This window comes from Streptomyces specialis (assembly GCF_001493375.1).
Taxonomy (GTDB): Bacteria; Actinomycetota; Actinomycetes; order Streptomycetales; family Streptomycetaceae; genus Streptomyces; species Streptomyces specialis.
The window spans coordinates 33,401-53,182 of record NZ_LN929894.1 but is presented as its reverse complement, the minus strand read 5'-3'; the positions used below and the strand labels follow the sequence as shown (position 1 = coordinate 53,182).

Genomic DNA, 19,782 nt, shown 5'->3' with positions numbered 1-19,782 from the left:
CGGGGAACCCCCCGGGCCCACATCGGCGCGCGCCCCGGCAACGGCCGGCCGGGGCGCGCGCAACACACCCGACCCCGGTCATCAACGGTGACGCCCTTGCCACGGTGAGCGATGCGCGATGTCACCGGCGACCCGGAACCGCGCGACCGGTCGGCGCCCGTTCATCGGAATCACCCGCCGCGACCCGCGCAACCCTCACTGCCGGCCGCCCCCACTGAAGTGATCGGCACCGGCTACCTCCTGCCGTCCTCAGCTCCGGTGCACAACTGCGCACAGGACGGCCGCGCCTTGGTCGACGACCCAGTTGATGTACGTGGTCGTGTCGTCGGCGGCGCGGCGGCACACGGCGGTGCTGGTTCCGTAGGAGGAGTTGTAGTAGCCGGTGATGTTGTAGATCCGGTCGTAGGGTTGCGGAACGCTGGTCGCTTCGCAGTCCACCCAGCTCATGAGATTGGCGCTGTTGTCGGGGCTGCCGAGGAAACACTGACCGGCCTCGAACAGCCGGGTTACGCAGAGCACCGCGGTCTCCTCCTCGCCTTGGTAGGAGAGATACGACCGGCCGGCGTCGACCGGACACGAACCCGTGCTGTCCGAGACCCCGGTCACGTACACGGCGGCGCCGTCCGCGGAGCAGGAGACGGTGTTGGGGACTTCGCTGGCCCACCGGTCGCTGGAGACCATCCAGTTGTGGAGGCAATCACCAGCACTGACCGCCTGGAAGGCGTCGAGTGTCGGATCGGGTTCGGGAGTCGGGCTGGGCGGCGCTCCGGTATCGCCGCTGCCGCTGTCCGCGTCGGTGTCGATGTCGATGTCGTCGCCGCCGTAGGCGCTGCCTGAGGAGCCGTCATCACCGGCGCCGCCGTCCGCGCCACTGCCGTATGCGTCGCCGTCCTCGATGTCGTCGGCGCCGCCGGCGCCGCCTGTGACAGAACCCGTGGTCTGGGAGGCTCCTGCGTCCTCGTCAAGCGCCTGCTGAAGCTCCTCGAAGTTACTGATGCCGAAGAACGTCAGCACCGTAATCGCTGCTCCTGCCAACCCCAGCCAAGCCACCATCCTCGGATCTGGAAACCCTTTGCCGCTCCCCATGACCATCCCCCGTCACTGCCGCTGCGCTCGCCTCGGCCGCTCATAAGTCCGTGACCAAATTAGGCAGTTGCCGCCGCGAGGCGCAATGAGAGTCACAGGGGAAGGCTCTCTTCCGCCCGACGAGGTGGGCGACGCCAAGACTTTCGCGGCCGACTTCCCGAATGGGAATGACCGTTCTTGCCCTGGCATCGACGGCGTGGACCGCCGCCGCGGACCGTCTGCCCGGTTCGACGGCATACCCGCTGCGGCCGAGCTGGGTCGGCGAGCGGTCCTGGTCCGTGCGGACCGGAAGGACGCGTACGTGGGGCCGCTGCGTGTTCACGGCTCCATCGACCTCATCGCTGGGTGCTTATCCCCCGGTCCGTGGACCAGGGCCGCACTGCGATGGCACCCGGTGGGCGCAGCGGGCGCCCCGGCGTACCGCGCTGAGCGAGGTGAAGCGGGGCCGGTCGCACGTCGCGCAGCGGGAGGCCCAGGGCGCGACCATGGTGCCCGGGTAGGGCTGTTGCGGCAGGTAGCCCGCCGCGCGCATCTCCTGTGCGGCCTCCTCGGGAGTGCGGGGAGGCTGTTTGCGGTGGCGGCAGCGTTGGCCGGCCCGGACGCGTTCCAGCGCGACGTGCAGATCCCCGGCCGGGCAGCCGGGCACGGTGCAACGGATGCGCCACGGGATGTCGGCACGGCCGGGGTAGTCCTCCAGCGGTTCGAGTCCGGCCGCCCGCGGTTCCCCGGCCGCGGCCGTATGGTCCACCGGGGGGCGGACAGGCTTGCGGTGGCCGCAACGGCGCAGCCCCAGCCGGACGTGGCTGAGCAGGACCCGGCGTTCCTGCCCGCATTCGGGGGCTGTGCAGCGGATGCGCCAGGGGTCACCGGTCCGGCCGGGGTAGTCCTCCAACGGTTCGTACCCGGCTCTCCTGATCTCGGCGGCGGCCTGCTGGTGGCTGACTTCGCCACGCCATGCGTCGACCGCTGTCCTGGGTGCGTTACTCATGACCTCTCGGTGACATCAAGGGGCCCCACCGGGACTGGACCATGGGGTTCGAGGCCGACCCGGACCCCGTCCCGGGTGTCGTGCAGGTACAGCACACCTGGGACGTCACCGGGCTGAGCACCGACCAGGCCCGGACCGCGATCTCGCAGGCCGTCGGCGCCCTGGTCGCCGTGCCGGTGGTCCGGGGCGCCGAACCCCGTTGCGGCTCGGCGAAGTTCCTCGGCCTCCGGCGAACGGCACCCTGACTCGACCAGCGCGCCGCAACCGTGACGTGACGCGACGCGGTCGGTTGTCAGTCCGGGGGGCGCGGGCTGTCCGGTTCCCAGGTGACGTCCGCGTCCCGGTCCGAACCGGACCATTCCCCGTTCAGGAGCGGATACCAGCGCGATTCCTCCGGGGCCCGGCCGCACGGCGCCGTCGTCACCACTTCCAGGACCTGATCGCGGTGGACCCACTCCAGCGCGGAGGTGTGGTCGTCCCGGGTGAGGAGCACGGTGAGGAAGTAGCCCGGCTCGTCGCGCCGTGTTTCCAGGTGCCACCCGTCGGCGACCAGGGCGTCGACGGCCTGCGAGATCGCGGTCCGGGCCTGGTCGGTGCTCAGCCCGGTGACGTCCCAGGTGTGCTGTACCTGCACGACACCCGGGACGGGGTCCGGGTCGGCCTCGAACCCCATGGTCCAGTCCCTGGGGTCGCACTCCAGCCCCATCAGCCGGTTGCCGCTCACCTCGGTCCGACCGGCGGGCAGGGCCAGGGCCAGGTATATCTCCTGCGAGTGGTCCTGGAGCGCCCGCGCCGTCCGGTCCGGGTCCGCGACCGGGAACGGCTCCCCCTTGACCCACGAGTACACCCGCACCCCGCACCACACCACCAGGAGCAGCACCACCACGGCGACGGCGGCCCGGACCCGGCGCCGCCCACGGCCGGGAACCGCCCTCGGCGCCCCGGAGTTCACCGGCCCGGACGGCGGCTGAGGAGGCGGCTCGGGCGCGGCGGGATTGTCCACGGCCGCACGCTAACCCGCCGACCCGAGCCGGCACGACCCCACCACCCGCACAAGGCGCGCGGCGGCGCGCGGAGCTGAGCGAGGCGAGGCAGGGCGCGGCCGGGCAGGGAAGCCTGCCGCGGCCCCTGACGATGAGCCCTCGCGCCCTTCCCGTGTGATGCCTGGCTACCCGGGTTTGATGGTGGCGAGTTGCACGAGCAGCGTCACCAGCCGGTAGGCGTCGGCGAAGTCGGCGGCGGTGAAGGTGACGGTACGGCCGCCCGCGGCGCGGGAGACGCCCGGCACGAGGGTCGCCAGGTCGACCATGTACGGGCCGTACAGGTCGACTTCGACGTCGAGCGGTCCGGCGAGGGCCAGCGGCGGAACCGCCGCGCGCCGCGTGATGGCGTCGGTGACCGCCTGGCGCAGCCGCTCCCGGGCCTTTTCGGGGTGCGGGGCGACGGCGGCGGCCTGCCCGAGGGCTTGTTTGACCGTGACGGTGACGGCCGAGGGGACCAGGTCACCCAACTCGGCGCAGGCGGCGTCGTCACCGCTGAGCAGCACGACCGGCACCCCCCAATGCCCGGCCATGGCGGCGTTGAGACCGATCTCGCCCAGGGAACGTCCGGCCACGCGAACGTCCAGGATGGCGTCGCTCATGGTGTGCGCCAGCACGGCCGGGCCGCCACCGGCACGAGCGTGATAGCCGACGAACAGAACCGCGTCGGTGTGTTCGTCGAGCCCGCCGAGCATGCCCAGCGGACGCGGCCTGCCACGAACCAGGTGCACCCGTCGATCAAGCTGCTCCGGCAGCAGGTTACGGAACGGTCCATGCGCGTCGGCAACCCACACCGTGGCCTCGGGTTCGGCATCCAGAACACCGGCGATGGCAGCGTTCGCCTCGGCCGTCATCAGGGCCCGACCACGCTCGTAGTCATAGTGATCCGGATTCGTCTCGGTGGGGTGCACGATCCCCGAGATGCCCTCCATGTCGACAGAAATCAGCACCTTCATATCCCGGGAAGCTAACGCACCCGGCCCTCGGCACCGAACGACATGCCCCCGCGCGGCACCGCGATCCCCGTGCCGGTCAGATGCGGGCGACGGCGCCCATGCCGACGCCGCTGGGGGGCTCGGTGAGTGCGGGGGCGTCGGGTCGCCAGTCCGGCATGGGCACCAGTCCGGGCTCGATCAGTTCCAGGCCGTGGAAGAAGCCGGCGATCTATTCCGGGGTGCGCAGGATGTAGGGAACGGCCCCCGAGTCGTTGTACTCGTCCTGGGCCGCGTTCAGGTGGGCCTCACCGCGCACGCCGTGGCTGAGCATCCGGTAGCTGCCGGGGGGCAGTCCGCCGGTCAGGCGGCGGACGATGTCGTACGCCTGGTCCAGGTCGGGGATGTGTCCCATGACGTCGGACAGGATCAGCGCGACCGGCCGGGCGAAGTCCAGGGTCCGGGCGGCGGCGCGCAGGATCGTTTCGGGCTCGCGCAGGTCGGCGTCGATGTAGTCGGTCCGGCCCTGCGGGCTGCTGTTGAGCAGGGCGTGGGCGTGGGCCAGGACCATGGGGTCGTTGTCGACGTAGACGATGCGGGCCTGGGGGTCGGCGCGCTGGGCGACTTCGTGGGTGTTGTCGACGGTCGGCAGGCCGGTGCCGACGTCGAGGAACTGCCGGACGCCGGCGTCGCCGGCGAGGTAGCGCACGGCGCGGTTGAGAAAGTGCCGCGAGACGCGGGCGCACTCGTCGATGTCCGGGAACCGCTCCCGGTAGGCGTCACCAGCCGCCTGGTCGGCCGGGAAGTTGTCCCGGCCGCCGAGCCAGTAGTTCCAGATCCGCGCCGAGTGCGGGACCGATGTGTCGAACTCGGGCATCTCGCGTCTCCCCTGTCGGCCTTGCTGGTGATGTGCCGCCACTCTCCTGGCAACGCCGGAGCGTTGAGCGCACCCGAACCGTCAGTAATCTGCGGTGCGCAGAATACGTGCGCAGAGTCGCGGCCTGCCAGAGGGCACGTGGAGCGGACAGCCACGCGCGGCCGGAGCGCCGCCACGTCCCGCACGAGGGGCAGGCCGCGAAGGCAGTGACGAAGGCCGACGCCGCGCCGGCGGCCGGCCCGCGATGCGGTGTTCGACGTCCGCCGACATGACAAGCGCGACCCGTTCTCGCTCGGCTCCCCACGTTCACGGGCGACCAGGACGACCGCGGCGAGGCTCAGCGGACTTTCGGGCAGCCCATGGCCCGTGCCCGGCTAGGCCGTGTATCGAAGTCGCAGCCCGGGCGTGAGGAAGAGCCGCTCCTGCTACTGCTACCGCGGTGGCTTCGCTGACTGTCGGCCCGCTGCGGGCGCGAAGCCGGGCTCGATGAGATCGAAGATTTCCTCCACTGCGGCCAGCGGGTTTTCGGCGTCCCGGGCCAGGGAGTAGGCGTCCAGGGTGAAGCGGGCGAGCGCACGACAGGCGGTGGTGGACGTGGGTGCCTCGGGGTCTGACGTGATGGCGGAGACGAGGGCCAGCTCGTGCCGCGCCCGCATGTGGGAGGCGTAGCCGCGCAGCGCGGCCGAGCTCTCGACGAGGGTCCAGAACGAGACGGATTTCGGTGTGGAGAACCATCGGGCGGCGTTGAGCGCTTCGGCGCGCAGCGCGTCGAGCAGTGACTGATCGGGGCTCCGGTTCGCTACGGCGCCGACCAGGCGTTCTTCGTGGTGTTCGTCCTGGTCGAAGACCAGTGCCTCCTTCGAGGCGAAGTGTGAGAACACGGTGGTCACGGCGACGTCCGCTTCCCGTGCCACGTCGCGCATGCCCACCTCGTCATAGCCGTGTTCCACGAAGAGGCGCAGCGCGACCTCCGCGATGTGGTTCCGCGTCGCCGCCTTCTTGCGCTCCCGGCGCCCCACCTTCGGATCCATCGGACCAGGGTAGCAAAGCCTACCTTGTTATGAATTCCTAACCTGTTAGCGTTACAGTTCGCGCATGACAGCCACCGAAGTTCTCATCGCGGGAGCCGGCCCGACCGGCCTGATCACCGCTGCGACCTTGGCCCGAAAGGGGGTGAAGGTGCGCATCGTCGACGCTCAACCCGGACCGCAGCTCGGGAGTCGGGGCAAGGGCGTCCAGCCGCGCATGCTCGAACTCCTGGACGGCTTCGGTGTGGCAGGGCGCTTGCTCGCCGCCGGACGGTCCCGCCTGGTCATCCGGTACGTAGACCCCGACGGCAGCGTGCACGAGCACGACATGACCAAGGGTGTCGAGCCGACACCGACCACACCGTTCGCCCGCCCGGTGGTTCTGCCGCAGTGGCGACTGGAGGAAACCCTGCGTGACCTGCTCGCGGGGTACGGCGTCAGGGTCGAGTTCGGCACGAGCCTGGCCGGCATGCGGCCCGGCGACGACGAGGTCACCGTCGAACTCTCCTCAGGCGAGCGCTTGCGCGCCGGATGGCTGGTCGGCGCGGACGGCGGGTCCAGCACCGTCCGCAAGCTCGCGGGCGTGTCGTTCCTCGGGGTGACCCGCGAAGAACGGCAGATGCTGCTCGGGGACTTCCGCCTCGACGGCGTTGACCGTGACTGGTGGCACGCCCGTCGCCGATCCGGTGGTCAGCGCCTGTCGCTGGTGCCGCTGCCCGCGACAGATTCGTTCGTGCTCCACGCCGAGATCGACGAGAGCGACGGCGACATCGAGCCGACACTCGCCACCTGCCAGGCTCTCGTCGACGACGCCTACGGCCGCGGAGTCGTCACGCTCCGCGAAGCCCTGTGGACCTCGCGCTGGCGCTACAACGAGCGGATGGTCGACCGCTACCGCATCGGGCGCGTCCTGCTCGCCGGAGACGCCGCCCACGTCCACGCACCCGCGGGCGCCCAGGGCATGAACACCGGCATCCACGACGGGATCAACCTCGGGTGGAAACTGGCCTCGGTCCTCAACGGCGCGCCCGAGCCGCTGCTGGACACCTACGAGCAAGAACGGCTGCCGATGGCCGCAGCCGTGCTGGGCCTTTCCAAGGAGCTGCTGACGCGCTTCGCGCGGTTCGAGGACTCCGACCTCGGTGCGATGTCCGGCCTTGGGATCACCTACCGTGGCGGCCCGCTCAGCCCGCCCTGGGACGGCGCCGGCCCGCACCCGGGCGACCGCAGCCCCGACGCGCTCTGCTCCTGGCCCGACGGGCGCCCGGCGCGCCTGTTCGAGCTGCAGCGCGGCGGCGACTGGACGCTCTACCACTTCGGCGTCGGCCCACTGCCCGACCTCGCCGGGGTCCATGCCTACTCGATCGGCTCCGACCTGCTCGACCCGCACGCCACGGCACGGTCGGCGTATCAGGCTCACGGCGGCGAACTCATCCTGGTCCGCCCGGACGGACACATCGGACTGCGCACCCAGAACGCAGCCGCCGTCACCGCATACCTGGCCACCGTGACGGCAAGCTGAGCGGGAACTCAGTCACTTCACCCAAGAGGTGAAAGACGACGACGCTCAGCCAGTACCTCGGCCACGCCGATCCCGGCTTCACCCTCCGCGTCTGCACCCACCTCTAGCACCGACACGGCGCCGACGAGCCGGAGCACCACGGCGGGCACGCCGCCGAACGCGCCCCGCCGGCCGGCGGCTACAGCACCGGGAGGTTCTTCCGCAGTTCGAACGCCGTGACCTCCGAGCGGTACTCCTCCCACTCCTGCCGCTTGTTGCGGAGGAAGAAGTCGAAGACGTGCTCGCCGAGTGTCTCGGCGACCAGTTCGCTGTGCTGCATGAGCTGGATCGCCTCGCCCAGGTTCTGCGGGAGGGGTTCGATGCCCAGGGCGCGGCGTTCGCGGTCGGTCAGGGCCCAGACGTCGTCCTCGGCGCCGGCGGGGAGTTCGTAGCCCTCCTCGACGCCCTTCAGGCCGGCGGCCAGCAGGACGGCGTAGGCGAGGTAGGGGTTGGCGCCGGAGTCCAGGGAACGGACCTCGATGCGGGTGGAGCCGGTCTTGCCGGGCTTGTACATCGGGACGCGGATCAGCGCCGAACGGTTGTTGTGGCCCCAGCAGATGTACGAGGGAGCCTCGCCGCCGGCGCCGGCGGTGCGCTGGGTGCCGCCCCAGATGCGCTTGTAGGAGTTGACCCACTGGTTGGTCACGGCGGAGATCTCGCCCGCGTGCCGGAGCAGTCCGGCGATGAACGAACGCCCGATCTTGGAGAGCTGGAACTCGGCGCCGGTCTCGTGGAAGGCGTTGCGGTCGCCCTCGAAGAGGGAGAGGTGGGTGTGCATGCCGGAACCCGGGTATTCCGAGAACGGCTTGGGCATGAACGTGGCCTGGACGCCCTGTTCGAGCGCGACCTGCTTCATGACGAGGCGGAACGTCATGATGTTGTCCGCCGTGGAGAGCGCGTCGGCGTACCGCAGGTCGATCTCCTGCTGGCCGGGGGCGCCTTCGTGATGGGAGAACTCGACGGAGATCCCCATCGACTCCAGCATGGTGATCGCCTGGCGTCTGAAGTCCATGCCGACGTTCTGCGGGGTGTGGTCGAAGTACCCGGAGGTGTCGGCGGGGGTGGGCCGGGAGCCGTCCACCGGCTTCTCGTCCAGCAGGAAGAACTCGATCTCGGGGTGGGTGTAGAAGGTGAACCCGAGGTCGGAGCTCTTCGCCAGGGCCCGCTTGAGGACATAGCGCGGGTCGGCGTACGACGGGGAGCCGTCGGGCATCAGGATGTCGCAGAACATCCGGGCGGTGCCCGGGGATTCGGCGCGCCAGGGCAGGATCTGGAAGGTGCTCGGCGCGGGCTTGGCGATCATGTCGGACTCGTGCACACGCGCGAAGCCCTCGATGGCCGAGCCGTCGAAGCCGATCCCTTCCTCGAACGCCTGCTCAAGCTCGGCGGGGGCGACGGCCACGGACTTGAGGAAGCCGAGCACATCCGTGAACCACAGCCGCACAAAGCGGATGTCCCGCTCCTCCAGCGTACGGAGCACGAACTCCTGCTGCTTCTCCATCTCCACCCATCCTCGCTGGTCCGACGGCTCTGTCCCCGGCCGCGGGGCGCACGGGGCTCCCGAGCATCCCATCACAGGATTTCCGCGGCGTTGCGCACGCGCGACCGGACGGCCCGTCCCCATTGTGGGACATCGCGGTTGAGGCGAACGGACCAATCCTTGACCACGACTATACGGGGCCGTTTTCACCGAATCCACGGGCGCAAACCCCAGGTCAAGGGCTATTCACCCGTCCGACCGAGACAACCGGCGCGGGGGTTCGGTGCCCGTTCGGGGGACGTTTGCGCAAGGCCCTGCCGACGGCCGGGGGCGGCCTCTACGCTCCGAGTCACACCGTGGATCGGAGGCGTCACCGCCGGTCGCCGCAGCGCGCCTCCGGGGCAGCCGCCCGTTCCGCGTCCGTTTCCCGCCGGGCCGCCGAGCGTGCCCGTGCCGTATGCCGACTCTTCACAGTGACGTCGCCGGCCGAGACCGCGCGATCCCGGAGGCCACAGATGACACCCCCCGCCGAGGCACACCGGCGGATTCCTCGGCGCGACGGCCGCCGCGACCGCCGGTGTGCGGCGCGCGGCGGCTGTACGGCCCGGCCGCCGCCGAGGCCGCCGGGCCGGACGGGCGGTACGAGGGGCTGCGGGAACGGCACGGCGCCGTCGCCCCCGTGCTGCTGGAGGGCGACGTGCCGGCGTGGCTGGTCCTCGGCTACGAGGAGGCCCGCCGGGTCACCCGCGACACCGGCCGCTTCAGCCGCGACGCGCGGCACTGGACGGAGTGGCGGGAGGGCCGCGTCGGGCCCGACTCGCCGCTGGCGCCGGTGCTGCTGTGGTCCCCCGACTGCGCGCACCAGGACGGCGCCGCGCATCTGCGGCTGCGCCGCGCGGTGGCCGAGAGCCTCCAGCGCTTCGACCGGCGCGGGCTGCGGCGGCTGGTGCAGCGGACGGCGGACGAGGTGATCGACCGCTTCTGCGGGCGGGGCCGGGCGGATCTGGTGGGCCAGTACGCGCGGGAGCTGCCGGTGCCGGCGCTGACCCGGCTGCTGGGGCTGTTCCCCGAGTCGGGTTCGCGCCTGGCCGAGGAGGGCCGCCGGCTGTCGGCGGGCACCGCGGCGGCGCTGGCCGCCGATCGCCGGCTGCGGCGGGCGATGCACGAGCTGGTGGCGCACCGGCAGGCGGTGCCGGGTCACGACCTGGCGTCCTGGCTGATCGCCCACCCGGCCGACCTGTCCGACGACGAGATCCGCCACCAACTGCGGCTGGTGTTCCTCGTCGCGCTCGAGACCACGGCCAATCTCATCGCCTCCACCCTGCGGACGCTGCTCGCCGGGCACGCGGCGCGGTGTGCGCCGTACGGCCGGCCGGGCGGCGTTCCGGCGGCCGTGGAGCAGGTGCTGTGGGACGAGCCGCCGCTCGCGGTCTGCCCGGGCGGGTTCGCCACCGGTGACGTGGAGTTGGGCGGGCAGCGGGTGCGGCGGGGCGACGTGGTGCTGCTCGGTCTGGCGGCGGCCAACGCGGACCCGCTGGTCCGCCCGGCGCCGGGCGCGCCGATGGCGGGGAACCGGTCGCATCTCGCGTTCGCCGCCGGGCCGCACGAGTGCCCGGGGCAGGACATCGGCCGGGTCATCGGCGTCACCGCGGTCGAGGCGCTGCTGGCCCGGCTGCCGGCCATCCGGCCGGCCGTGGCGCCGGAGGAGCTGCCGTGGTCGGCGTCCACGTGGTCGCGGCGGCTGGCCGCGCTGCCCGTGACGTTCGGCCCCGTCCGGCCGCTCGGCGGCGGCTCCCCGGCCGCGGCGGTCACGCCTGGGCGGCCGGCGCCCGCGCCGGAACCGGGGCCGGTCCGGGCACGGGAACGGGCCCGGGGGCTGCTGAGCCGGCTGCGCGGCCGGTGACGCCGCCGGGGTCGGCGGCGGTGAGGTCCGCGTACCGCGCGGAGACGGTCCCCCACCGGCGGACGGCGGCCATCCAGCAGCGCAGGCCGTCGACGTACCGTTCGGCCGCCGCCGTGCCGCGCGGGCCGGCACGCCACCTGTCGCACAGCTCCGGCAGCCGCTCGCTCACCTCCAGGAAGAGCGCGACGCGGTCGGCGACCAGGGCGGTCACCTGCGCGGTCGCCTCCGCCCGCGAGCAGCCGAGGTCGCGGCGGCGGATGAGGACGAGGTTGTACGGGTCGCCGCACGCCTCGTCGCGCTCCGCCGCGTGCAGGTCGTCGCAGAGCAGCACCACGTCCCCGGCACACCGGGTCAGGGTCTGCACCTCGCGGCTCCAGTAGACGCCGGCCGGCACCTCCCCGCTCCCGGCGGGCCCGGCGCGTTCGATCAGGTCGAAGGCGGGCGCGGTACCGGCGGCCTGCCGGCGCAGCGCGAGGTACGCGTCCTCGTCGAGCGGGGCGTTCAGGTGCCGGTACTGGGCCTCCTGCACGAAGGAACGGAAGAACCGCGTCAGGTTCCCCGCCGCGCGCTCCCGCCAGGCCGGTGACATCCCGGCCTGGCCGCGCCGCCACACGTCGGCGTAGGCGCGGGTCACCGGCAGGTCGAGCATCGGCCGGGTGCCGGGCGCGCGGTACGGGACGGCGGCCAGCTCCGTGCACAGCCACGCGACCCGGTCGGGCCGGCGGCCGAGCGGGGGGTCGAGCCGGTCGCCCAGCGAGAAGCCCAGACAGACGGCGTCGGTCACCAGGTCCAGGTCCGCGCCCGTGGCGTCGGGGAAGGCCCAGGCCGCGAGGTCGGTCAGCAGCCAGGCGCCGTACCGCCGCAGCGCCTGCGCGCCGCGCACCAGGCCGTGGTCCACCGCCCAGTCGAGGTGACGGGCGCGCGCCCGGTCGGTGTCGGGATTGCTGCGGGGCTCGAAGGGTAGAAAGGAAGCAGCGTCCAGCGGCATGCCACCCCCCTTTCGGGCGTGGGTCAGCTCTGCCGCGTCTGCGGCTGGGGTAGCTCTGCCCTGGCACATGCCTCCGCAATCGGACAGCGGCTCATCGTGACCGGATATGACCGGCCTTTCATATCGGCGCCGCCCGGGGGCGCGCGCCACGGCGTACCCGGGCCTGATCGGGCGCCCCCGCCCCCATAATGTCAATCGGACGATTAGACTCGGATCCGTGCCACAGCTACGTATCGCCCTGAACCAGATCGACTCCACCGTCGGTGACCTGTCCGGCAACGCCGAGGCCGTGCTGCGCTGGACCCGGCACGGCGTCGAGCGCGGCGCGCACCTGGTCGCGTTCCCCGAGATGATGCTGACCGGCTATCCGGTCGAGGACCTGGCGCTGCGCGGCTCCTTCGTCGCCGCCAGCCGGTCCGCGCTGCGCGAGCTGGCCGCCCGGCTGGCCGCCGAGGGCCTGGGCGAGGTGCCGGTCGTCGTCGGCCACCTGGACCGGGCGGAGCACGCGCGGCCGAGCCTGGGCCAGCCCGCGGGCGCCCCGCGCAACGCTGCCGCCGTGCTGCACCGCGGCGAGGTGGTCCTCACCTACTCCAAGCACCACCTGCCCAACTACGGGGTCTTCGACGAGTTCCGGTACTTCGTGCCCGGCGAGACGCTGCCGATGATCCGCGTCGGCGGCGTCGACGTGGCGCTGGCGACCTGCGAGGACCTGTGGCAGGACGGCGGCCGGGTGCCGGCCGCCCGCGCGGCGGGCGCCGGGCTGCTGCTGGCGATCAACGCCTCGCCCTACGAGGTGAACAAGGACGACACCCGCCTGGAGCTGGTCCGCAGGCGCGCCCGGGAGGCGGGCTGCGCGCTGGCGTATCTGGCGATGGCCGGCGGCCAGGACGAGCTGGTCTTCGACGGCGACTCGATCGTGGTGGACCGCGACGGGACGGTGATCGCGCGCGGCCCGCAGTTCGCCGAGGAGTGCCTGCTGCTGGACCTCGACCTGCCCGCCGCGCCGGTCACGCCGCCGGCCGGCTCGGTCGCCGACGGGCTGCGGATCGAGCATGTGACGCTGTCGGCCGACCCGTTCCCGGCGTACGAGCCGGAGCACCCGGGCGGCGAGGCGGAGCGGCTGGAGGACGCGGAGGAGATGTACCGGGCGCTGGTCACCGGCCTGGCGGCGTATGTTCGGAAGAACGGTTTCCGTTCGGTCCTCATCGGTCTGTCCGGCGGGATCGACTCGGCGCTGTGCGCGGCCATCGCCTGCGACGCGCTCGGCCCGGAGAACGTGTACGGCCTGTCGATGCCGTCGCGGTACTCGTCGAAGCACTCCCGCGGCGACGCCGAGGATCTCGCCCGCCGCACCGGGCTGAACCTGCGGACGGTGCCGGTCGGCCCGATGTTCGACGCCTATATGGCGGCGGTGGAGCTGACCGGGCTCGCCGAGGAGAACCTCCAGTCCCGCCTGCGCGGCACGCTGCTGATGGCGGTGTCCAACCAGGAGGGCCACCTCGTGCTCGCGCCGGGCAACAAGAGCGAGCTGGCCGTCGGGTACTCGACGCTGTACGGCGACTCGGTCGGGGCCTACGGGCCGATCAAGGATCTCTACAAGACGGGCGTCTACCGGCTGGCGCGGTGGCGCAACGAGGCGGCGGAGCGCCGCGGCGAGGTCCCGCCGATCCCGGAGAACTCGATCAGCAAGCCGCCGAGCGCGGAGCTGCGCCCCGGCCAGGTGGACACGGACTCGCTGCCCGACTACGACGTGCTGGACCGGGTGCTGGAGCTGTACGTGGACCGCGACCGGGGCCGCGAGGAGATCGTGGCGGCCGGGTTCGACGCGGAGCTGGTGACCCGGGTGCTGCGGCTGGTGGACACCGCCGAGTACAAGCGCCGCCAGTACCCGCCGGGCACGAAGATCTCCCCCAAGGGCTTCGGGAAGGACCGCCGCCTGCCGATCACCAACCGCTGGCGCGAGGGAGGCTGACCCGGCCCGGACCCCGGCGGCGGGCCGCCTCACGCCGGTCCGGGGTCCAGACCCGGCGCTCCCCAGACGGGGAACCAGCGGGTCAGGTCCTTCTCCAGCCGCAGGTCGTCGGTGAGCAGGCCGCGCACCTGGAGCTCCAGCGCGTTGTCCCTGCGCTCCGCCGCGCCCGGCAGCGGGGCGAAGGGGTAGAACGCGCCGCGCTTGTAGAGGTAGACGAGCGCCAGGGGGCGGGCCTCGGCGTCGCGGAACACGGTCAGGGAGCACAGCAGTTGCGGGCCGAACCCGGCGTCGGTGAGCAGGGTGTTGGCCGCGTGCAGGTCGTTGACCAGGCCGGGCAGGTCATCGGGCGGGTGGCGCAGCACCAGCCAGGTGTACCCGTAGGGGTCCTCGGCGGACTCGGTCTCGCCGAGCAGCTCCGCCACCTCCTGCCGGGCCCGCGCGAACGCGCCGCCCTCCACGCTCGCGAAGCAGACCGAGCCGAGGCCGGTCGGCGCGAAACCGGCGCCCGCCCGGAGGGTGACGGCGGCGGCGGGGAGGCCGAAGAGCTGGTCGAGGTCGGGGCGGACCGGCTTGGAACGGCCGAGGATCGCGTCGAGGAAACCCACCGCCGCCGTCACCCGCCGAGCTGGGCGGAGAGCCGGGCGAGCCGGTCGAGGCGCTGTTCCAGGGTGGGGTGCGAGGACAGCAGCTTGCCCAGGCTCGCGCCGGGCGAGAGCGCGGGCGCGAAGAAGAACGCGTTGAACGGCTCGGCCCGCCGCAGGTCGCGGGTGGGGATGCGGGCCATCTGCCCGGAGACCTTGGTCAGCGCCGACGCCAGCGCGGACGGCCGGCCGGGGAGCAGCGCCCCGGCGCGGTCGGCGGACAGCTCGCGGTAACGGGACAGCAGCCGGGTCAGGAGGAAGCTGATCACGTAGACGACGGCGCTGATCAGCGGGATCAGCAGCAGCGCGGCGTTCTGGTTGCCGCGCCCGCCGCGGCCGAAGAGCCCGGTCCACAGCGCGATCCGGGTGATCAGGCCGGCGAGCACGCCGAGGAACGCGGCGATGGTCATCACGGCCACGTCCCGGTGGGCGACGTGCGACAGCTCGTGGGCGAGAACGCCCTCCAGCTCCTCCGGTTCCAGGCGGCGCAGCAGCCCGGTGGTGGCGCAGACCAGCGCCTTGTCCCGGCTGCGGCCGGTGGCGAAGGCGTTGGGCACGTCGGTGTCGGCGACGGCGACGCGCGGCTTGGGCATGTCGGCCAGCGCGCACAGCCGGTCCACGGCGCCGTGCAGCTCGGGCTGCTGCTCGGGGGTGACCTCGCGGGCGCCCATGCTGAACGCGGCGATCCGGTCGCTGAACCAGAACTGCGCCACGAAGAGCCCGCCCACCAGCACCACGACCAGCGGCCACGCCTTGCCCAGGGCCGCGACGAGGAACCCGGTGAAGACCACGTACAGCAGCCCGATCAGGAACATGGTGAGCACCATGCGCCGGGTCAGGCCGCCATCCGGGACATATCGGGTACGGGTCACATATCCAACGTAGGGAACGACGGCTCAGGGGTCCAGTCGGGCGGCGACCGGGAGGTGGTCGCTGCCGGTGGAGGGCAGCGTCCACGACGAGACCGGCTCCAGGTCGCGGACCAGGATCTGGTCGATCCGCGCGAGCGGGAATCCCGCGGGCCAACTGAAGCCGAAACCGGCGCCGGCCGCGCCCTGGGTGGAGCGGAGCTGGGAGGTGAGCGGGGCGAGGGCGCCGTCGTTCATGGTGCCGTTCAGGTCGCCCAGCAGCAGCGTGCGGTCCAGCGGCTCGGCGGCGATGGCCCGGCCCAGCATGTCGGCGGCGTCGTCGCGCTGCCCGGCGGTGAAGCCGGCCCGGAACTGGACGCGGACCGAGGGCAGGTGCGCGACGTAGACGGCGACATCGCCCAGGGCCGCCGTGTCCACGGTGGTGCGCATGGCGCGGGTCCAGCCCATGCCGATGTCCACGGGCCGGGTGTCGCTCAGCGGGAACCGGCTCCACAGCCCGACCGTGCCCTGCACGTCGTGGTACGGGTGGGTGGCGGCCAGCGCCTCCTCGTACGTGGCGAGTTCGTCCTGCGGCAGCTCCTGGAGGGCGATCAGGTCGGCGCCGGACTCCGCGAGGCGGCGGGCCGTCCCGGCCGGGTCGGCGTTGCCCGCGTCCACGTTGTGGCTGACGACCATCAGCGCGCCGCCGTCGCCGGACTTGTCCAGCACCAGGCCGCCGAAGAGGTTGAGCCAGACCAGCGTCGGGACCAGCAGCGCGACCAGCGCCGTCACCGAGCGGCGCAGCGCGGCGCACAGGGCGAGGACGGGGACCGCGAGACCCAGCCAGGGCAGGAACGTCTGGAGCAGGCTGCCGAGGTTGCCGATCGTGTTGGGAATCCGCGAGTGCAGCGTCATCAGCAGCGCGAGGGCGATGGCGAGGCCCGCCACCACCCAGCCCCGGCGCCAGCGGCCGGCGCGGTCCCGCCAGCGCGGCCGGGGCCTGGCGCCCCCGGCGCCCCCGGCCCCGCCGGGGCCTTCCGGCCCGCCGGCACCGCCGTTGTCCCCGGCCCCGGCGCCGTTGCCGGCGCCGTCGTCCGGCCTGGTCTCCGGGGTGTACAAGCGTGCCATCCGCTCCCTCGCTGACCGTCGCGCTCCCCCCGGGCACCCGCGCGGCCCGGAGAACGTCTGGGTCCGACGTCTGTGGTCTCAAGACGGTCACGGCGGGGCGCGGGGGTCCGTTATATCAGCACTCTTCTTCGCCCTCCTCCCGCCTCTTTCCGCCCGTGCCCGACGGTGGGAGGATGGATGTCGATCCGGGGACGCCGTCATGGCGCCTCGAGACGACGAACAGGAGCACGCACGATGACTCTCCACACGCCTGCCCAGGCACCGGCGAAGCCGGAGCAGCCGGGCCTCTACGGCGGCAAGAGCAGCCGCCGGATCACTGTCCGGGACATAGCGGCGGCCAAGCGGCGCGGCGAGAAGTGGCCGATGCTGACCGCCTACGACGCGATGACCGCCTCCGTCTTCGACGACGCGGGCATCCCGGTGATGCTCGTGGGCGACTCCGCGGGGAACGCCCACCTGGGGTACGACAGCACGGTGCCCGTCACGCTGGACCAGATGACCATGCTGGCCGCGGCCGTCGTGCGGGGCACGCGGAGGGCGCTGATCGTCGGCGACCTGCCGTTCGGCTCCTACCAGGAGGGCCCGATCCAGGCCCTGCGCAGCGCGACGCACCTGGTCAAGGAGGCCGGGGTGGGCGCGGTGAAGCTGGAGGGCGGCGAGCGTTCGGCCGACCAGATCCGGCTGCTCGTGGAGTCGGGCATCCCGGTGATGGCGCACGTGGGGCTGACGCCGCAGTCGGTCCACGCCTACGGGGGCCACCCCGTGCAGGGCCGCGGCGAGGAGGCGGCGCAGCAGTTGCTGCGGGACGCCAAGGCGGTGCAGGACGCGGGCGCGTTCGCGGTGGTGCTGGAGCTGGTGACGGCGGAGCTGGCCGCCGAGGTGACGCGGATCCTGCACATCCCGACGGTCGGCATCGGGTCGGGCGCCGAGTGCGACGCCCAGGTGCTGGTGTGGACGGACATGGCCGGGATGACGGACTGGCCCGGCGGCCGGACACCGCGGTTCGTCAAGCAGTACGGGCAGCTGCGGGAGGCGCTGGGCGACGCGGCGCGGGCGTTCGCGGAGGATGTCGTCGGCGGGGCGTACCCGGCGGAGGAGCACGCCTTCCACTGACCCGCACGGGTCGGGACCCGGCGGGTCGCCTGTCGTCAGGCGGCCCGCTGGGCCTTCGCCTTCTTCACGTAGTAGACGGTCATGTTGGACGAGACACCGGCCACCATGATCCAGGCGACGCCCAGCCAGTTCCCCTTGACGAAGGAGACGACCGCGGCGGCCACGGCGAGCAGGCAGACGGTCGTGGCGTACAGGGCGAGTCGGCGCGGGGGCATGGCGGTGGCTCCGGGATCGTCGTCGGCGGTGGCGGACGGGTTCCATTGTCCCGTACGCCCCCGGCGGCTCAGATGTCGGTCAGCCGGACGCCCGCGTGGGCCTTGTAGCGGCGGTTGACGGAGATCAGGTTGGCGACGAGCGACTCGACCTGGTGGGCGTTGCGCAGCCGGCCGGCGAAGACCCCGCGCATGCCGGGGATGCGGCCGGCGAGGGCCTGGACGATCGCGCAGTCGGCGCGGTCGTCGCCCAGGACCATGACGTCGGTGTCGATCTTCTCGATGGCCGGGTCCTGGAGGAGGACGGCCGACAGGTGGTGGAAGGCGGCGGTGACGCGGGAGCCGGGCAGCAGCGCGGCGGCCTGCTGGGCGGCGCTGCCCTCCTCGGGGACGAGCGCGTAGGCGCCCTGCTTGTCGAAGCCGAGCGGGTTGACGCAGTCCACGACGAGCTTCCCGGTCAGCTCCTCGCGGAGCGATTCCAGGGTCCTGGCGTGCCCCTCCCACGGCACGGCGACGATGATCACGTCGCTCTCGCGGGCGCGGGCGGCGTTGTCCAGGCCCCGGACGCCGTGGCCGAGTTCGTCGGCGGCGGTCCGCGCGCGGTCGGCGGCGCGGGATCCGATGATCTCCTCGTGCCCCGCCCTGGCCAGCCGGTAGGCGAGTCCCCGGCCCTGGTCGCCGGTGCCCCCGAGCACTCCGATCACGAGCCCGGAGACGTCGGGCAGGTCCCACGGGTCCTTCGCGGGAGGCTTCGGCGCAGCGTCATCACTAGTCATACGAAAATCCTCCCACTTCGGTGCTCAGGTGCCTTTGTCGTGACCGTCACCCTCCCCGGCTGATTCTTTGTCACCCTTGTCGTTCCAGCGCGGGTCGGTGCGCCATTCCGCGTTCCGCTCGCGGGCGGTGTCCATCGCGTGTTCGGCCTCGCCGCGCGTGGCGTACGGGCCGAAGCGGTCCTTCGCCGGGCACTCGGGGCCTTCCTCGACCTTCCGGTGCTTGAGGCAGTAGTACCACTCGCCCTCGCGGCCGGCGGGCTTTCGTCTGAACAGAGCAGCCATGCCCTCATCCTGCCCGCCCGTAGACTCGGTTGCATGTCTGGCCAGTCACTTGTCGCCCCCGGCAGGATCTCCCCCGCGCGCTCCGTTCCCCCGTCTCTTATACGCACGGATGCGGCGCAAAGTGAGATCTGGACGGATGGCGAGGCCGACGTGAACGGCCGCTGCCCTCCCCGGGGGCCGGCGTCGGAAGGGGATGAGAGACCGGATGCGGGTGGCCGGGCGGATCGCGGCGCGGGCCCTGGCCGAGACGGCGACGCACATCGCGCCCGGGGTGACGACGGACGAGCTGGACCGGATCGCGCACACGTTCCTGTGCGACCACGGCGCCTACCCCTCGACGCTCGGCTACCGCGGCTTCCCCAAGTCGCTGTGCACCTCGGTCAACGAGGTCATCTGCCACGGCATCCCGGACTCCACGGTGCTGCGCGAGGGCGACATCGTGAACCTGGACATCACGGCGTTCACCGGCGGGGTGCACGGCGACACCAACGCGACGTACCTGGTCGGCGGCGAGGAGGCGGTGGACGAGGAGTCGCGGCTGCTGGTGGAGCGGACGCGGGAGTCGCTGAACCGGGCGATCAAGGCGGTGCGGCCGGGCCGGCAGGTCAACGTGATCGGCCGGGTGATCGAGTCCTACGCCCAGCGCTTCGGGTACGGGGTGGTGCGGGACTTCACCGGGCACGGGATCAACACGGCGTTCCACTCCGGGCTGTACATCCCGCACTACGACGATCCCGAGGCGACGACGGTGATGGTGCCGGGGATGACGTTCACCATCGAGCCGATGCTGACGCTGGGCACCCACGAGTGGGAGATGTGGGCGGACAACTGGACGGTCGTCACGAAGGACCGGCGGCGGACGGCCCAGTTCGAGCACACCCTGCTGGTGACGGACACGGGCGCGGAGATCCTGACACTGCCGTGAAC

General features: G+C 72.4%; 19 protein-coding genes and 1 pseudogene. 6 read left to right on the top strand and 14 right to left on the bottom strand.

The window, feature by feature from the left end; genetic code table 11:
• Nucleotides 1-249: 249 nt before the first annotated feature.
• Nucleotides 250-1,014 carry an LppU/SCO3897 family protein gene (locus tag BN2279_RS12300; RefSeq protein ID WP_059008846.1) on the bottom strand — a complete coding sequence of 255 codons (765 nt, stop codon included), beginning with the start codon at nucleotides 1,012-1,014 and terminating at the stop codon, nucleotides 250-252.
• Nucleotides 1,015-1,435: 421 nt separating this feature from the next.
• Nucleotides 1,436-2,074, bottom strand: a complete 639-nt coding sequence (locus BN2279_RS12295; RefSeq protein ID WP_159037204.1) for a hypothetical protein — start codon at nucleotides 2,072-2,074, stop codon at nucleotides 1,436-1,438.
• Nucleotides 2,075-2,115: 41 nt separating this feature from the next.
• Here BN2279_RS12295 and BN2279_RS12290 point away from each other — a divergent pair, with 41 nt between their 5' ends.
• Nucleotides 2,116-2,319: a hypothetical protein gene (locus tag BN2279_RS12290; RefSeq protein WP_059008843.1), complete on the top strand. Its 204-nt coding sequence runs from the start codon at nucleotides 2,116-2,118 to the stop codon at nucleotides 2,317-2,319.
• A 47-nt stretch (nucleotides 2,320-2,366) separates the two neighbouring features.
• Here the strand turns inward: BN2279_RS12290 and BN2279_RS12285 are convergent, their stop codons facing one another.
• The 4 genes and pseudogenes from BN2279_RS12285 to BN2279_RS12270 all read right to left on the bottom strand — a co-directional run bounded on the left by BN2279_RS12285 (nucleotide 2,367) and on the right by BN2279_RS12270 (nucleotide 5,954).
• Nucleotides 2,367-3,077, bottom strand: a complete 711-nt coding sequence (locus tag BN2279_RS12285; protein ID WP_159037203.1) for a hypothetical protein — start codon at nucleotides 3,075-3,077, stop codon at nucleotides 2,367-2,369.
• A 165-nt stretch (nucleotides 3,078-3,242) separates the two neighbouring features.
• Nucleotides 3,243-4,070 carry a M55 family metallopeptidase gene (locus BN2279_RS12280; RefSeq protein ID WP_059008838.1) on the bottom strand — a complete coding sequence of 276 codons (828 nt, stop codon included), beginning with the start codon at nucleotides 4,068-4,070 and terminating at the stop codon, nucleotides 3,243-3,245.
• 76 nt (nucleotides 4,071-4,146) lie between these two features.
• Nucleotides 4,147-4,923, bottom strand: a pseudogene (locus BN2279_RS12275) (SAM-dependent methyltransferase).
• Nucleotides 4,924-5,354: 431 nt separating this feature from the next.
• Nucleotides 5,355-5,954: a TetR/AcrR family transcriptional regulator gene (locus tag BN2279_RS12270; RefSeq protein ID WP_059008836.1), complete on the bottom strand. Its 600-nt coding sequence runs from the start codon at nucleotides 5,952-5,954 to the stop codon at nucleotides 5,355-5,357.
• Nucleotides 5,955-6,018: 64 nt separating this feature from the next.
• On the opposite strand from BN2279_RS12270, the gene BN2279_RS12265 reads away from it, so the two are divergent.
• Nucleotides 6,019-7,473 carry an FAD-dependent monooxygenase gene (locus BN2279_RS12265; protein WP_079032103.1) on the top strand — a complete coding sequence of 485 codons (1,455 nt, stop codon included), beginning with the start codon at nucleotides 6,019-6,021 and terminating at the stop codon, nucleotides 7,471-7,473.
• Between the two features lie 178 nt (nucleotides 7,474-7,651).
• On the opposite strand, the gene glnA is transcribed toward BN2279_RS12265, so the two are convergent.
• Complete coding sequence (gene glnA / locus BN2279_RS12260) at nucleotides 7,652-9,013, bottom strand: type I glutamate--ammonia ligase (RefSeq protein ID WP_059008832.1); 1,362 nt, start codon at nucleotides 9,011-9,013, stop codon at nucleotides 7,652-7,654.
• 556 nt (nucleotides 9,014-9,569) lie between these two features.
• On the opposite strand from glnA, the gene BN2279_RS12255 reads away from it, so the two are divergent.
• On the top strand, nucleotides 9,570-10,895 hold the full coding sequence (locus tag BN2279_RS12255) for a cytochrome P450 family protein (RefSeq protein ID WP_059008830.1): 1,326 nt from the start codon (nucleotides 9,570-9,572) through the stop codon (nucleotides 10,893-10,895).
• Here BN2279_RS12255 and BN2279_RS12250 read toward each other — a convergent pair.
• Nucleotides 10,801-11,883: a terpene synthase family protein gene (locus BN2279_RS12250; RefSeq protein ID WP_059008828.1), complete on the bottom strand. Its 1,083-nt coding sequence runs from the start codon at nucleotides 11,881-11,883 to the stop codon at nucleotides 10,801-10,803. The two genes, BN2279_RS12255 and BN2279_RS12250, sit on opposite strands and share 95 nt — an antisense overlap.
• A gap of 217 nt (nucleotides 11,884-12,100) precedes the next feature.
• Between BN2279_RS12250 and BN2279_RS12245 the strand changes: the two genes are divergently transcribed.
• Nucleotides 12,101-13,855 carry an NAD+ synthase gene (locus BN2279_RS12245; protein ID WP_059008826.1) on the top strand — a complete coding sequence of 585 codons (1,755 nt, stop codon included), beginning with the start codon at nucleotides 12,101-12,103 and terminating at the stop codon, nucleotides 13,853-13,855.
• 29 nt (nucleotides 13,856-13,884) lie between these two features.
• Here BN2279_RS12245 and pspAB read toward each other — a convergent pair whose 3' ends face one another.
• From pspAB to BN2279_RS12230, 3 genes are read right to left on the bottom strand one after another with little or no spacing between them, the layout of a single operon-like run.
• Entirely contained in the window at nucleotides 13,885-14,460 is a 576-nt protein-coding gene (gene pspAB, locus BN2279_RS12240; RefSeq protein WP_059009613.1) for a PspA-associated protein PspAB, read from the bottom strand.
• A gap of 8 nt (nucleotides 14,461-14,468) precedes the next feature.
• Nucleotides 14,469-15,368, bottom strand: a complete 900-nt coding sequence (gene htpX / locus BN2279_RS12235; RefSeq protein ID WP_059008824.1) for a zinc metalloprotease HtpX — start codon at nucleotides 15,366-15,368, stop codon at nucleotides 14,469-14,471.
• A gap of 24 nt (nucleotides 15,369-15,392) precedes the next feature.
• Nucleotides 15,393-16,472: an endonuclease/exonuclease/phosphatase family protein gene (locus BN2279_RS12230; RefSeq protein WP_079032102.1), complete on the bottom strand. Its 1,080-nt coding sequence runs from the start codon at nucleotides 16,470-16,472 to the stop codon at nucleotides 15,393-15,395.
• Nucleotides 16,473-16,706: 234 nt separating this feature from the next.
• On the opposite strand from BN2279_RS12230, the gene panB reads away from it, so the two are divergent.
• On the top strand, nucleotides 16,707-17,585 hold the full coding sequence (gene panB / locus BN2279_RS12225; RefSeq protein ID WP_059008821.1) for a 3-methyl-2-oxobutanoate hydroxymethyltransferase: 879 nt from the start codon (nucleotides 16,707-16,709) through the stop codon (nucleotides 17,583-17,585).
• Between the two features lie 35 nt (nucleotides 17,586-17,620).
• Here the strand turns inward: panB and BN2279_RS12220 are convergent, their stop codons facing one another.
• From BN2279_RS12220 to BN2279_RS12210, 3 genes are all read right to left on the bottom strand, one after another.
• The gene (locus tag BN2279_RS12220) at nucleotides 17,621-17,800 is read right to left on the bottom strand and encodes a hypothetical protein (protein ID WP_059008820.1); all 180 of its coding nucleotides are present in this window, start codon (nucleotides 17,798-17,800) and stop codon (nucleotides 17,621-17,623) included.
• A 68-nt stretch (nucleotides 17,801-17,868) separates the two neighbouring features.
• A complete protein-coding gene (gene npdG, locus BN2279_RS12215) occupies nucleotides 17,869-18,573 on the bottom strand; it encodes an NADPH-dependent F420 reductase (RefSeq protein WP_059008818.1) in 705 nt (234 codons plus the stop codon).
• Nucleotides 18,574-18,597: 24 nt separating this feature from the next.
• Nucleotides 18,598-18,855 carry a hypothetical protein gene (locus BN2279_RS12210; protein WP_059008816.1) on the bottom strand — a complete coding sequence of 86 codons (258 nt, stop codon included), beginning with the start codon at nucleotides 18,853-18,855 and terminating at the stop codon, nucleotides 18,598-18,600.
• Nucleotides 18,856-19,048: 193 nt separating this feature from the next.
• Between BN2279_RS12210 and map the strand changes: the two genes are divergently transcribed.
• Complete coding sequence (gene map, locus BN2279_RS12205; RefSeq protein WP_079032101.1) at nucleotides 19,049-19,780, top strand: type I methionyl aminopeptidase; 732 nt, start codon at nucleotides 19,049-19,051, stop codon at nucleotides 19,778-19,780.
• Nucleotides 19,781-19,782: the final 2 nt, after the last annotated feature.